This window comes from Nioella ostreopsis (assembly GCF_004000255.1).
Classification (GTDB): domain Bacteria; phylum Pseudomonadota; class Alphaproteobacteria; order Rhodobacterales; family Rhodobacteraceae; genus Nioella; species Nioella ostreopsis.
This window is the reverse complement of record NZ_RCIQ01000011.1, coordinates 1-13,139: the sequence shown is the minus strand read 5'-3', so window position 1 is coordinate 13,139 and position 13,139 is coordinate 1. Positions and strand designations below refer to the sequence as shown.

Here is a 13,139-nt window from a genome sequence, read left to right as displayed (position 1 = left end):
ATGGACTGCGGTCGCGCGGACCGTGGCTGCCGCGCGCCCGGAAAAGCCAAAGCCAGATCATCTCGCCCCATCCGATCAGAAGCACCAGCCAAAACCCAAGCACAAACCAAGTTTTGAGGTGGGCGATTTTCGTATCGGCGAAACCGCAACAACCAATTTGCCCGGCAGTCAGCTCGCGCCCTCAGTGTCCGAACGGCTGGCCCATGCACCGGTGCAAATGGACCACGGCACCCACAAGAAGATGCTGCGCGGCAAGCTTAAGCCCGAAGCGCGGATCGACCTGCACGGGATGACCCTGGCACAGGCGCACCCGGTTCTGACGCGGTTCATCCTGGGGGCGCATGAGGACGGTCTCAGGCTGGTTCTGGTGATCACCGGCAAGGGCAAGGACCGCGACGATCCCGGCCCCATCCCGATCCGGCGTGGGGTACTGAAGCATCAGGTGCCAAACTGGCTGCACATGCCGCCGCTTGGCCGCGTCGTTCTGGATGTGAGAGAGGCGCATATCCGCCACGGTGGGACGGGTGCCTACTACGTCTATCTACGCCGGGCGCGTTAAGTTTCGGGCGGCGGTTGTCACCCCGAACCAGATCAGGGCCGAGGCCAGCAAGAACCAGATTGTAATCCCAAGCATCTGTTCGGGGAAGGTGATCCCGCGGTCGATCAATACGCCTGAAATTGCCGGGCCGATGGCAGAGCCCAGGACCATCGCGGCCGTGGCGATGGACTTGATCCCGCCGATATGGCGCGTGCCGTAGAATTCCGCCCAGAAGGCGGAGGGCAGGGTTGAATTCGCCCCCGTTGTCATCGCCATCAAGGCAAAGGCAAAGGCCGCCCACCATAGCGAATCCGCACTCGCCATCACCACGAAGCTGATCGCAATCGGGATCTGGTAAAAGGGCATCAACTTCCGTGTGCCGAATCTGTCGATTGCCCATCCTGCAAGCAGCATGAACAGGGTCGACACGATGGTATAGACCGGGAACAGCGCGACGAAGCCCACATGGCTCCAGCCCTTGACCTCGGCCAGATGCACCTGCTGGAAAAACAGCGCGGTGACAAAGGCCGAGGGCCCAAGGATCGAGGGTAGCACGAACCAGAACAACGGATGCCGCAGCATTTCCTTTCGGGTCCAGTGCCGCCCATCCATGCCAAGCGCAGTGTCGCCTTCAGCGAGGGATTGCGGGGTGCGTTCCTGGCGGAGCAGCCGCTGCATCACCGGCAACATCAGCAAGATGAACAGGGCAGCAACCATCCAAAGGTAATGCCAGTCGATCAGGGTCATGGCGGCCACGAACAGAACCGGCAAGATCGCCTCGCCCACGGCATAGCCGGATGCGGCGATTGCCAGCGCCTTGCCCCGCGTCGCCACGAACCATCGCGCCATGGCCACCATCGCAATATGGCTCGTCATCCCCTGCCCGGTAAACCGCAGCAGGAAAATGGAGAGCGGCAGAAGCGCCGCATAGGGATTGAACGCCATGAACAGACAGGCAAAGGCAAGTCCGGCGAAAACGATGGCGCCAAGCACCCGCACCCGCAGCCGGTCGGTCAATATCCCTGACCAGACCATCACAATGGCCGAAGCTGTAGTGCCAAGCGAATAGATCAGCCCCCAATCCCCGTCCGACAGGGAAAAGGTGGTCATGATCTCACCCGCGAAGATCGAGATGAAGAAGGTTTGCCCGAAACTGGAGGTGAAACTCAGCAAGGCCCCAGCCAACAAAAACGCCGCATTGTCGCGCAGGAAGGACAGCGCGGCGGTCATTGCCCCACCGGAGACAACAGGATCTGCGTGGCGTTTCTGACCGTCAGAACCGTGCCGGAGACCAGATCAACCGGGATATCCCCGCTGCCTGTGCCAATCTCGGGTAGGCCCTGAAACATCTGGATCAGCGAAGGCGACGTGACCAGCGTGGAATGGTTGGTCCAGTCCCCAACGCCGGACCGGAAGGCAGAGATATCGACCAGCAGAATATCGAACTCGGCCACATCCTCTGCCGTGCCCAGATTGCCAAGCCGGTTCTGACGCCCGGTGATGCTGGCAGACAGGCGCAAGGCGCGGTCATTGGCCGAGGTAAAGACAACGAAGGGCTGCGGCAGCGGGTCCACGGCGCGGGCCTGGCTCTGGAACACTTCTATGTCGATATCGGGTGAGATCAGCACAATGCCGGACAGGGACTGCAAGACCGCGTCATCGCCCGAAATGCGGATCTGGCGCAGGGTTTCCATGGTGATGTAACCGCCAAGCGAGTGTCCCACCAAAAGGATGCGCCGCGCCCCGGCGGCATGAAGGTCGCGCAGGAACTGTTCCAGAGCATCCCGTGAAAACGCCGCGCTTTCCCGGTCGAACACGTAGCCGAAGGGATTGCCCGCGCTTGGCCAGGCGAAATGCGCGGTCAAGCCGGGCGCGTCATAGTCATGGGCCATCTGGGCAATACGGAACAGCCCGGAGGCGAAGTTGTTGTTGTAGCCATGGACGAACACCACAACCTCCCGATCCTCGGGCGGCAGCGCAGTCAGCGCCGCGCGAATATCGGCACGGAAAGCCGTGGGGCCGGGATAGCTGCCGGCATCCGTCACGACGAAATCGGTTGTGGGGTCAGGCACCGGGCCTTGTGGCCATGTCACCTCGCCAAGGTCACGATTCGGCGGAATAGAGACATCGAACCGCGCATATTCCACCCCGCTTTCGCGGCCCGCCGTGAAGTGCTGATCCTCGAAGGCCCGGTTGGTAGCCACGAATACGGTCCGCATCCCTGCATCCGGGACGGTGCGGGTGACCATGGCGATATTCGGCGGTGTTCCGCAGGCGGCTGTCAGAAACAGAAGCGCGGTCAGGACAAGACGAGTCACGAGATTGGACCGGGTGATAAGGCGTTCGCCGCCCTATAGCACGTAGCGCCCCAGATCGGCAGAGCGCATCAGCTCGCCCAGATTCTTTTCCACGAATGCGGCATCCACGACAACGGCCTCCCCAGACCGATCGGGTGCCGTAAAGCTCAGTTCCTCGAACACCCGTTCCATCACCGTATAAAGCCGCCGCGCGCCGATATTCTCGACGCTGGTGTTCACCTCGGCCGCGATGCCCGCAAGCGCCTTGATCCCGTCTTCGGTAAAGCTGACCGTTACTTCTTCGGTTGCCATCAGCGCGGTATATTGCAAGGTCAGCGCGTTGTCCGTTTCCGTCAGGATGCGCACGAAATCCTCCTCGGTCAGCGGCCGCAGCTCCACCCGAATGGGCAGGCGGCCTTGCAATTCCGGCAACAGGTCGGACGGTTTGGCGATGTGGAACGCGCCGGAGGCGATGAACAGGATGTGGTCGGTCTTGACCGGCCCATGCTTGGTGCTGACAGTCGTGCCCTCGATCAAGGGCAGCAGGTCGCGCTGCACGCCCTCGCGGCTGACATCCGCGCCGCGCGCGTCCGACCGGGCCGATACCTTGTCGATCTCGTCGATGAAGACGATACCGTTCTGTTCCACCGCACGCACGGCTTCGCGCGTGACGGCCTCGGTATCCAGCAGATTGTCGGCCTCTTCGTCGATCAGCACCTCATAGCTTGCTGCAACGGTCATTCGCCGTTTCACGGTGCGTCCGCCAAACGCCTTGCCGAAGATATCGCCCAGGTTCATGCCGCCGCCCATGGCGCCCATACCGGGCTGGCCGGGAATTTCAAACATGCCGCCCATGGGACTGGAGGTGTCAGCGACCTCCAGTTCGATCATCTTGTCGTCCAGTTCACCCGAGCGCAGCTTGCGACGGAACATCTCGCGCGTCTGTTCGCGGGCATCGGTGCCGGCCAGGGCCTCGATCACCCGTTCCTCGGCGGCCTCATGGGCATTGGCCTTGACCTCTTCTCTCATGTGTTCGCGCACCATGATCTGCGCCGAATCCACCAGATCGCGGATGATCTGTTCCACATCGCGTCCCACATATCCCACCTCGGTGAATTTCGTGGCCTCGACCTTGATGAAAGGCGCGCGGGCGAGCTTCGCCAAGCGGCGGCTGATCTCGGTCTTGCCGACACCGGTGGGCCCGATCATCAGGATGTTCTTGGGGTAGACTTCATCGCGCAGGTCGTCGCCCAACTGCTTGCGCCGCCACCGGTTGCGCAGGGCCACGGCGACAGCACGCTTGGCGTCCTTCTGGCCGATGATGAAACGATCCAGCTCGGACACGATTTCGCGGGGGGTGAGGTCGGTCATGTTATTGGCTCCTCAGGGGTCAGAATGTCCCAGGGGGGAAGGCGGGTTTTGCCGGGGAAACCCGGCAGCGTGTTCATGATGGCGCGGCGGATGTTTTCCCACTGCGCGCCGAGGACGATCAGCACGAGGCCAAGCATGAAGATGGACAGGAAGGCCGCGCCCTCCATCACCGTAAAGGCCAGCGCCACGATATAGCCGACACCGGACACCAGAAAGGACCGGCGGTCGATGGCGATGGCAAAGATCGCCATGGCCAGAACGAACACCAGCACCATCAGCTGTGCGGTGACGGTGCCGATATCAAAGAGCGTCAAGGATACGGTGTTGACGATGGCCGGGGCGGCAATGACGTGCAGCCAGAAGCCGCTGGACGACCGGCGCGTCACGCGATGCGGGTCGCTCATGTCAAAGCGCAGGGCCACGGCAAGCCCGACAAGCCCAAGCACGATGGTCAGGACGGCGAAAGGGCCTTCGGCTGACAGAAGAAACAGGTCGCGCGGATCTTCGGGCAGGGTGCCACCGATCGCGATGATGCCAAAGCAGGTGGCGAAGACGCCAAGCGCAATCAGAGCCATGGCAAAGGGCACACGGAACACCGCGTAATAGACGCACAGCAGCACGGTCGACAGACCGGCGCCGAGCGTCAGGGTCATTGGCAGGTCCCCCCGAAACATCCAGCTGAGGCCCATGCCGAACTGCGCCGTCGAGATGCCAAAGAAGATCGCCAGCGCGATGGAGGGGGCAACCATCCTGCGCTTAAGGGTGAAATAGCGGGCCAGCAGAATGACCGCCCCTGCGGCCAGAGCCGCATAGACCATCGTGGCGATATAGCCGATGGATGTGATCTCGAACAGGCTGAGCCCGGTCAGCCCGAGCCAGCCTGCGAAAAAGATGCTCAGGCCCACGACGATGAAGATCTCGTTGAAGCCCTTGAACAGCTCGAACGGCTCATCAAGTCCGGTCATGCGTTCCCGCACCCCGCGCCGGGCGTCGGACAGCGCCACAAGCGATGCCGCCTGAGCCTCGGATATCATGCCCGCGCCGACGGCGGCGCGGATATCGTCGCGGTTGACGCCGGTCATGCGCCGATCCGTTCCACCGTCAGGTTGCCATTGGTGTAGACGCAGATATCGGCGGCGATGGCCATGGCGCGGCGCGCGATATCCTCGGCGTCCATGTCGCTGTCGATCATCGCGCGGGCGGCGGCCAGGGCGTAGTTGCCGCCCGACCCAATCGCTGCGATCCCGTGTTCGGGTTCCAGCACGTCACCCGCACCGGTGATGACGAACAGATCCTTGCCATCGGTGACGATCAGCATCGCCTCCAGCTTTTGCAGGTATTTGTCGGTGCGCCAGTCCTTGGCGAGTTCCACACTGGCGCGCTGCAACTGGCCAGGGGTCGCCTCCAGCTTGGCTTCCAGCCGTTCCAGCAGGGTAAAGGCATCGGCGGTGGACCCGGCGAATCCGGCCACAACCTCGTGCCCGCCCGGCTTCAGGCGGCGGACCTTGCGGGCGCTGCCCTTGATGACGGTCTGGCCGAGACTGACCTGCCCGTCACCCGCGACGACAACCTCGCCGCCCTTGCGAATGCCGATGATCGTGGTGCCGTGCCAGCCGGGAAAGTCGGATTTGCTCATGTCGTCTCCTTGCTTCATTCGTATATGACCCCCACGGCCGGTGGCGACAAGACCTCGCACCCTCTGGTCATTCCGTGCGGGTTTGCTAATTGTTTGACCGTGACAATTCGTTCGGCACCATTCCGGTTCTACAGTCGCTATAGTGCCGCCAGCCAAGATAGAGGAGCTATTCCATGATCCGCAAATTGACACTCGCCGCCGCGCTTCTTTCCGCGCCCATGGCCTTCGCTGACAGCCACGGCGCTGGCCCATCCGGGGACGCCGAGGCCGGTGAAGAACTGTTCAACCGTAACTGCATCTCCTGCCACGTCGTACGCGACGCAGACGATAACGTGCTGGCGGGCCGCAATGGCCGCACCGGCCCCAACCTCTACGGTGTCGTTGGTGGTACTGCTGGCAGCGTTGAAGGCTTCCGCTACTCCTCGCTGATGGAAGCGGCCCATGCGGCCGAGATCACCTGGGATGAAGCGAACTTCGCTGCTTATATTCCGAACGCCACGGCCTTCCTGACTGAAGCAACGGGCGAGCGTGGCCGGTCCACCATGACCCCGCAGCGCGTCGACGAAGAAGGCGCGATCAACATCTATGCCTTCCTCGCGCAGTGGGGCGCGATGATGGACGAGGAAGCGTCGGAATAACCAACCTTCTTCAATGAACTGAAAAGGGCGGCCCAATTGGACCGCCCTTTCTTTTTGGGATCAGTGAAGATCAGTCCAGCGAGCGCTCGACTTCTTCCCGCTCGAAGATCTCGATGACATCGCCCTTGCGGATGTCGTCGTAGTTCTCGAAGGCCATGCCGCATTCCTGGCCGGACTGGACCTCTTTGACCTCGTCCTTGAAGCGCTTGAGCGTTTTCAGCGTGCCTTCGTGGACCACCACGTTGTCGCGCAGCAGGCGGACACCGGCGGACCGGCGGGCGATGCCCTCGGTGACCAGACAGCCAGCGACGGTGCCGACGCCGGACACGCGGAACGTATCCTTGATCTCGGCATACCCGATGAAGTTCTCGCGGACTTCCGCAGACAGGAGGCCAGAGGCCGCCTTCTTCACGTCGTCCACAAGATCGTAGATCACCGAATAATAGCGGATCTCGACGCCCTTCTGGTTCGCGGCGTTCCGAGCGGGCGCATTGGCCCGGACGTTGAAGCCGATGACCGGTGCACCGGACGCTTCGGCAAGGCCGATATCCGACTCGGTGATGGCGCCGACGCCCGAATGCAGGATGCGCACGCGCACTTCCTCGTTGCCCACCTTCTCCAGTGCCTGAGCAATTGCCTCGGCAGAACCCTGCACGTCGGCTTTTACCAGAACCGGCAGTTCGGCGACGTTCTGATCCGCCTTGGCCTTTGCCATCAGCTGATCGAGCGTGGTCGCAGCACCGGCAGCGGCGCGACGGTCCTTGGCGGCCTGTTCACGGTAGTCGGCGATCTCACGCGCTTGCGCTTCGGTATCGACCACGTTCAGAACATCACCTGCTTCGGGCGTGCCATTGAGACCCAGAACCTCGACCGGAACCGAAGGCCCGGCCTCTTTCACGCGGTCACCCTTGTCGTTGATCAGCGCGCGGACTTTACCCCACTGCTCACCCACAACGAAGATATCACCCTGCTTGAGCGTGCCGTTCTGCACCAGAACGGTGGCAACGGGGCCGCGGCCCACATCGAGTTGCGCTTCGATGACAGCACCGGAAGCAGCCCGGTCAGGGTTGGCCTTAAGCTCGAGGATTTCCGCTTGCAGCGCGATGGCGTCAAGCAGTTCATCAAGCCCCTGGCCGGTGTGCGCGGACACTTCTACATCCTGCACGTCGCCCGACATCTGTTCCACGACCACTTCGTGTTGCAGCAGGCCGGTACGCACCTTCATGGGATCGGCGGCCGGACGGTCGATCTTGTTGATCGCCACGATCATCGGAACACCGGCGGCCTTGGCGTGATTGATCGCCTCGACTGTCTGCGGCATGACCGCATCGTCAGCGGCCACAACCAGAACCACGATATCGGTCACCTGCGCGCCACGTGCCCGCATCGAGGTAAACGCGGCGTGGCCGGGTGTATCGAGGAAGGTCAGCAACTGTCCGTTATCGGTCGTCACCTGGTAGGCACCGATATGCTGGGTGATCCCACCCGCTTCACCGGCGACGACCTTGGCGTTGCGGATCGCATCCAGAAGCGAGGTCTTGCCGTGGTCGACATGGCCCATGATGGTGATGACGGGTGCACGGGGCTTCAGGTCTTCAGGATTGTCCTCGACCGTGTCGATCACGTCTTCGACGTCGGAATCGGATACGCGCACCATGCGGTGGCCGAATTCCTCGACGATCAGTTCCGCGGTGTCCTGGTCGATCGACTGGTTCTGCGTGACCATCATGCCCATCTTCATGAGCTCCTTGACCACGTCAGCCACGCGTTCGGCCATACGGTTCGCCAGCTCGGACACCATGATCGCTTCGGGGACCTGCACGTCACGAACGATCTTTTCGCGTTCATGCTGGCCGCCCATGGCCTTCTGCCGCGCGCGTTCCTGCTTGCGCTTCATGGCGGCCATCGAGCGTTGCCGCCCGCCTTCGCCACCGGTCAGCGCCTGGTTCACGGTCAGCTTGCCGGACCGGCGACCATCGCGTTCGCCACCTTTTCCGCGTCCGCCTTTATCGTCGCGGTCCTTGTTGTCCCGCTTGGCCGGGGTCGGTGCACCGGTCTTGGTCGGTACGGGCCGCGCGGTGCGGTCTTCCTTGGCGCCGGCGGGTGCATCCGCGGCCGGCGAAGCAGCGGGTGCAGCACGTTCAGCGGTGCGGCGTTCCTCTTCTTCGCGCTTGCGGCGCTCGTCTTCTTCGGCCTTTGCTTTCAGCGCTTCTTCGCGCTCGCGTTCTTCGCGTTCCTTGGCCTCGATTTCGGCGCGGCGGCGTTCGCGTTCTTCCTCGCGCTCGCGCTCTTCACGTTCGCGGCGTTCGGCTTCTTCCGACTCGCGGGCCTTTGCGGCCTGCAAGGCTTTCAACCGGCGTTCCATCTCGGAGTCGGAAACACCAGAAGGCCGACGCGGCGCATCGGACTGCCCGGACGAAGACGAGCCGGGCTTGGGCACCACAACGCGCTTGCGCTTGGTTTCCACCACCACACTCTTTGTCCGCCCACGCGAAAAGCTCTGGTTCACGCGGCCCGACCGGGCGCCGCCAGAAAGTCCGAGGGGTTTTTTACCGTCTTGATCGCTCATACGTCTTTCGTATCCTTCCCGGCGACAAATTCGCCGTATGTGCCGCGCAGGCCTCGCAGCTTCGAGGCTTCCTCTACTACACGACGTTCGAGTCCGCCAGCCGCAAGCGCGCCATGTATCACATGTTGGCGCCCGAATGCCAAACCCAATTCATCTGCCGTCAAACAGCCGAAAAATCGGCCCCCTTCGGGCGTCCAGAGTTTCGATTTTCCCCGTTCCGAGCCGTCAGAGGCCTGGAACAGAACGCGGGCATGGCCATCGGCCAGCCAGCCTTTTACTTTTTCAAACCCGGCCACAGCTTTGCCGGACTTTCGCGCCAGCGAGATCAGCTCGACCACGCGGCGCGCCAGCAGGGTTTCGACCTGTTCCGCCAGATCGGCGGGAACCGTCACCTGCTGCTTTGCCCCACGGGCGAACAGGTTCTTCTTGACGGCCAGCGCCAGGGCAGCCGGATCGGCCGATACCCAGATGCCCCGACCGGGCAATCGTTCCGCAACGTCCGGGAAGATTACATTATCCGGACCCACGACAAAGCGGATCAACCCGGCCTTCGGCTGGGTTTCTCCGGTGGCGATGCAGCGCCTTTCGGCATCATCGCGCGATTTGGTTCGACCGCCCCGTGTCATGGGCTGCGCTCCCGAGACCCGAGATCAGGCCTCGGACTCCTCTTCGGTTGCGTCGGCTTGCGCCGCTTCTGCTTCGGCAGCGGCTTGCGCTTCCAGTTCTTCGATGGTGACCCAGCCCAGTTGCAGGCGGGCGGTCATCACCATGTTCTGAGCTTCCTCGAGGCTCACATCGAATTTTTCAAGCAGACCGTCATCCTTGACGCGCTGACCATCCACCGTGGTCCAGCCGCCAGCCAGTTCCCAGTCGGCGCAGGTTGCGAAATCTTCCAGCGTTTTCACATCGTCTTCGCCAAGGGCCACCAGCATCTGGGGGGTCAGACCTTCGAAATCAACAAGGCTCTGTTCCACACCCAGTTCACGGGCCTGTTCCAGCGCCTTGCGGTTCTGCTCTTCCAGATAGTCGCGGGCACGGGCCTGCAGCTCGTTCGCGGTGTCTTCGTCGACGCCCTCGATGACCAGAAGTTCATCCAGTTCCACATAGGCGACTTCTTCCAGCGAGGTGAAGCCTTCGGACACCAGAAGTTGAGCGAAGAATTCGTCCAGATCGAGGCTGTCCATGAAGACCTGCGTCCGTTCGGCGAATTCGGCCTGACGGCGGGCGCTTTCCTCTTCTTCGGTCAGAATGTCGATGTCGAGCCCCGTCAGCTGAGAGGCCAGACGCACGTTCTGACCACGGCGGCCAATGGCCAGCGACAGCTGATCATCGGGAACCACGACTTCGATCTTGCCGGCGTCTTCGTCCAGAACAACCTTGGACACTTCCGCAGGTTGCAGCGCGTTCACAAGGAAGGTCGGCTGATCGTCATTCCACGGGATGATGTCGATCTTTTCGCCCTGAAGTTCGTTCACGACGGCTTGAACCCGGCTGCCGCGCATACCGACGCAGGCACCGACGGGGTCGATCGAATTGTCATAGGAAATGACGGCGATCTTGGCACGCGAACCGGGGTCACGGGCGACGGCCTTGATCTCGATGATGCCATCATAGATTTCCGGCACTTCCATCTTGAACAGCTCGGCCATGAATTCCGGCGCGGTGCGCGACAGGAAGATCTGCGGGCCACGGGGTTCGCGGCGCACATCCTTGATGAAGACGCGGATCCGGTCATTCGGGCGATAGCTCTCGCGGCCGATCTTTTCATTCCGGCGCAGAACCGCTTCGCCACGGCCGATATCGACGATGACGTTGCCATATTCCTCGCGCTTGACCTGACCGTTGATGATCGTGCCCTTGCGGTCCTTGAATTCTTCGTACTGGCGATCCCGCTCCGCTTCACGCACCTTTTGCAGGATGACCTGCTTGGCGCTTTGCGCGGCGATCCGGCCCATCTCGACCGGGGGAACCTCGTCGATGATCTCATCGCCGATTTCTGCGTCTTCCTTGAAGGCGCGGGCGTCGCGGACGGTCAGTTCGGTGAAGTGGTTTTCAACCTCGTCGACCACGGTGCGGACGCGGGTGAATGTGGCCTTGCCGGTCCGGCGGTCGATGTGCACACGGATATCCAGCTCGGACCCGTAGCGCGACTTGGCGGCGCGGGCGAGCGATTCTTCCATCGCTTCGACCACCAGACCGGGGTCGATCATCTTCTCGCGGGCAACGGCCTCGGCGGTTTGCAGAAGCTCCAGCTGGTTTGCACTGGTGATTGCCATGGGTCAGTCCTCCGCCTTTCCAGGCTCTTCAGTTTCAATCTCGTCGAATTGGGTCTCGTCGATGGTGCCCGCCGCCTTTCGCTGGCGCAGCATCTCGGTGATCAGATCATCGGTCAGGACCAGCTTGGCGTCGGTCAGCCAGTCAAACTCAAGCCCGATGGTGACAGGCTCGCCCTGTTCATCCACCAGGTTGATCAGAACCTCGTCACCGTCGATGCCGGCAAGCTCGCCCTTGAAGCGGCGGCGGCCGTCGATCAGTTCCTCGGTTTCAAGCTTGGCTTCATAGCCCTGCCAGGTGTCGAAATCCTTCAGCCGGGTCAACGGCCGGTCGATACCGGGGCTGGACACTTCCAGCGTATAGTTGTCCTCGATCGGGTCTTCCACATCCAGCAACGCGCTGACCGCGGTCGAGATTTCGGCGCATTGATCGACCTCGATCCCGCCATCGGGACGTTCGGCCATGATCTGCAACGTCATGGTCTTGCCGCTCATCAGGCGGATGCGCACCAGTTCGAACCCCATCCCTTCGATCAGGGGGGTCAGGATATCGGCCAGGCGGCGATCCATAGCGGTTTTGGCAATCAGGTCTGACATGGGTCCAAACACAAAAAAACGGGCGCGCGGCCCGTTGATATTTCCCGGTGGAACGTCGGGTGTTGAGCCCGACGCGCCGCTGTTGAGGGGGATATAGGACGAATCAGCGGCGGGCGCAAGTCATCCGCAGAAGGCTTGCGTAATCATACCATCCGCGTCCACGAAAACGTTGAACCGCCAGGGCCAGTAATCCGTTGTCCCGGCCATGTTCTCGGCGGAAAAGACGCGAGGCGACAGATGATACTCTTCAGCGATCTCGATCGGATGGCCGATGAGGCTTTCCACCTCCGACAAGGCGCAATTGTTTTCGACAATCACCGGGGTGCGGATGACAGGGTCACAGCCTACGGTGGAGGTACACATGGCGACCGAGCCCGGAATTGGGCCGACAGGGTCCAATTCCCAGGTTGGTCCGGCATCCTGGGCGCTCTGCACGATCGGGTTCGGATGTGCTGTGTCTGCCATGACCGCCTGGCAGTGGCTGCCCTCATTGCACTGCGGTTGGGTCATGCCTTGCGCCTGCGCGGCGCTGCCAGCCATCAGGGTCAGGGTGGCGATAAGAAGTGGGCGTTTCATGGTGGATTTCCCTTGCCTTTATCCGCACGTGACACGTGCAATCATGCCATCCGAGTCGGTGAAAAAGTTGAACCGGTCCGGCCAGTAATCCATCGTCCCGATCATGTGGTCGGGGGTAAAGACCCGCATCCGCAGACCGGAATGGTTGTCCACGAGGGAGATATGATGGCCCACGAAGCGGTCGACCGGCGAAAGTGAGCAGTTGTTTTCAACAACGACAATCTGGAACGTGTCGTGGTTGCAGTTACCGCATCCCATGTCCGGTTCGGCAATGGGGCGTCCGACTTGCAATGTGCCTCCAGTGCCCCAGGTCGACCCGATTCCGGCGGAGCCATTCGCAATCACGACCCCGGCAGTGACGGCGTTCACCTCTACAGCGCTGCGGCAGATGCTGCCCGCGTTGCAGTGGGGTTGGGTGATGCCGTTAGCCAATGTGGCGCTGCCGGTCATCAGGGTCAGGGCAGTGGCAAGAAAAATGCGTTTCATTATGGCGTCTCCTCTAATTAGTGTCATATATACACATATATAGATTCGGCACAACCCCCCGTATCAACGCCATTGAAACCCTGCGGCTTTTGTCTCAGGCTTGGGCCAGACAATCGAACAGAAGGACAGAGACATGCGCACGAGAGCGGCGGTTGCGT

At 61.8% G+C, this 13,139-nt stretch carries 13 protein-coding genes; 2 read left to right on the top strand and 11 right to left on the bottom strand.

Annotated elements, in window-relative coordinates:
* The first annotated feature begins 118 nt into the window (after positions 1 to 118).
* Entirely contained in the window at positions 119 to 559 is a 441-nt protein-coding gene (locus EP237_RS12370) for a Smr/MutS family protein (protein ID WP_338068176.1), read from the top strand.
* On the opposite strand, the gene EP237_RS12365 is transcribed toward EP237_RS12370, so the two are convergent.
* From EP237_RS12365 to hslV, 5 genes are read right to left on the bottom strand one after another with little or no spacing between them, the layout of a single operon-like run.
* Positions 542 to 1,768 carry an MFS transporter gene (locus tag EP237_RS12365; RefSeq protein WP_127561214.1) on the bottom strand — a complete coding sequence of 409 codons (1,227 nt, stop codon included), beginning with the start codon at positions 1,766 to 1,768 and terminating at the stop codon, positions 542 to 544. The two genes, EP237_RS12370 and EP237_RS12365, sit on opposite strands and share 18 nt — an antisense overlap.
* On the bottom strand, positions 1,765 to 2,856 hold the full coding sequence (locus tag EP237_RS12360; protein WP_127561213.1) for an alpha/beta hydrolase: 1,092 nt from the start codon (positions 2,854 to 2,856) through the stop codon (positions 1,765 to 1,767). Before EP237_RS12360 ends, EP237_RS12365 begins: the two co-directional genes overlap by 4 nt.
* Before the next feature lie 33 nt (positions 2,857 to 2,889).
* A complete protein-coding gene (gene hslU, locus EP237_RS12355; RefSeq protein WP_127561212.1) occupies positions 2,890 to 4,206 on the bottom strand; it encodes an ATP-dependent protease ATPase subunit HslU in 1,317 nt (438 codons plus the stop codon).
* Positions 4,203 to 5,288 carry a hypothetical protein gene (locus EP237_RS12350; RefSeq protein WP_127561211.1) on the bottom strand — a complete coding sequence of 362 codons (1,086 nt, stop codon included), beginning with the start codon at positions 5,286 to 5,288 and terminating at the stop codon, positions 4,203 to 4,205. Before EP237_RS12350 ends, hslU begins: the two co-directional genes overlap by 4 nt.
* A complete protein-coding gene (gene hslV / locus EP237_RS12345) occupies positions 5,285 to 5,842 on the bottom strand; it encodes an ATP-dependent protease subunit HslV (RefSeq protein WP_127561210.1) in 558 nt (185 codons plus the stop codon). Before hslV ends, EP237_RS12350 begins: the two co-directional genes overlap by 4 nt.
* A gap of 173 nt (positions 5,843 to 6,015) precedes the next feature.
* Between hslV and EP237_RS12340 the strand changes: the two genes are divergently transcribed.
* A complete protein-coding gene (locus EP237_RS12340; RefSeq protein ID WP_127561209.1) occupies positions 6,016 to 6,480 on the top strand; it encodes a c-type cytochrome in 465 nt (154 codons plus the stop codon).
* Positions 6,481 to 6,550: 70 nt separating this feature from the next.
* Here EP237_RS12340 and infB read toward each other — a convergent pair whose 3' ends face one another.
* From infB to EP237_RS12310, 6 genes are all read right to left on the bottom strand, one after another.
* A complete protein-coding gene (infB, locus tag EP237_RS12335; RefSeq protein WP_127561208.1) occupies positions 6,551 to 9,049 on the bottom strand; it encodes a translation initiation factor IF-2 in 2,499 nt (832 codons plus the stop codon).
* Positions 9,046 to 9,675 (bottom strand): RNA-binding protein, encoded by a 630-nt coding sequence (locus EP237_RS12330; RefSeq protein WP_127561207.1) that lies wholly within the window; start codon positions 9,673 to 9,675, stop codon positions 9,046 to 9,048. The genes infB and EP237_RS12330 overlap by 4 nt, the downstream gene beginning before the upstream one ends.
* Positions 9,676 to 9,699: 24 nt before the next feature.
* Positions 9,700 to 11,325, bottom strand: coding sequence for a transcription termination factor NusA (gene nusA / locus EP237_RS12325; protein WP_127561206.1), 1,626 nt, complete (start codon positions 11,323 to 11,325; stop codon positions 9,700 to 9,702).
* Positions 11,326 to 11,328: 3 nt separating this feature from the next.
* Complete coding sequence (rimP, locus tag EP237_RS12320) at positions 11,329 to 11,919, bottom strand: ribosome maturation factor RimP (protein WP_127561205.1); 591 nt, start codon at positions 11,917 to 11,919, stop codon at positions 11,329 to 11,331.
* A gap of 120 nt (positions 11,920 to 12,039) precedes the next feature.
* Positions 12,040 to 12,495 carry a hypothetical protein gene (locus EP237_RS12315; RefSeq protein ID WP_127561204.1) on the bottom strand — a complete coding sequence of 152 codons (456 nt, stop codon included), beginning with the start codon at positions 12,493 to 12,495 and terminating at the stop codon, positions 12,040 to 12,042.
* A gap of 18 nt (positions 12,496 to 12,513) precedes the next feature.
* Positions 12,514 to 12,981, bottom strand: coding sequence for an I78 family peptidase inhibitor (locus tag EP237_RS12310; RefSeq protein WP_164744695.1), 468 nt, complete (start codon positions 12,979 to 12,981; stop codon positions 12,514 to 12,516).
* Between the last annotated feature and the right edge of the window lie 158 nt (positions 12,982 to 13,139).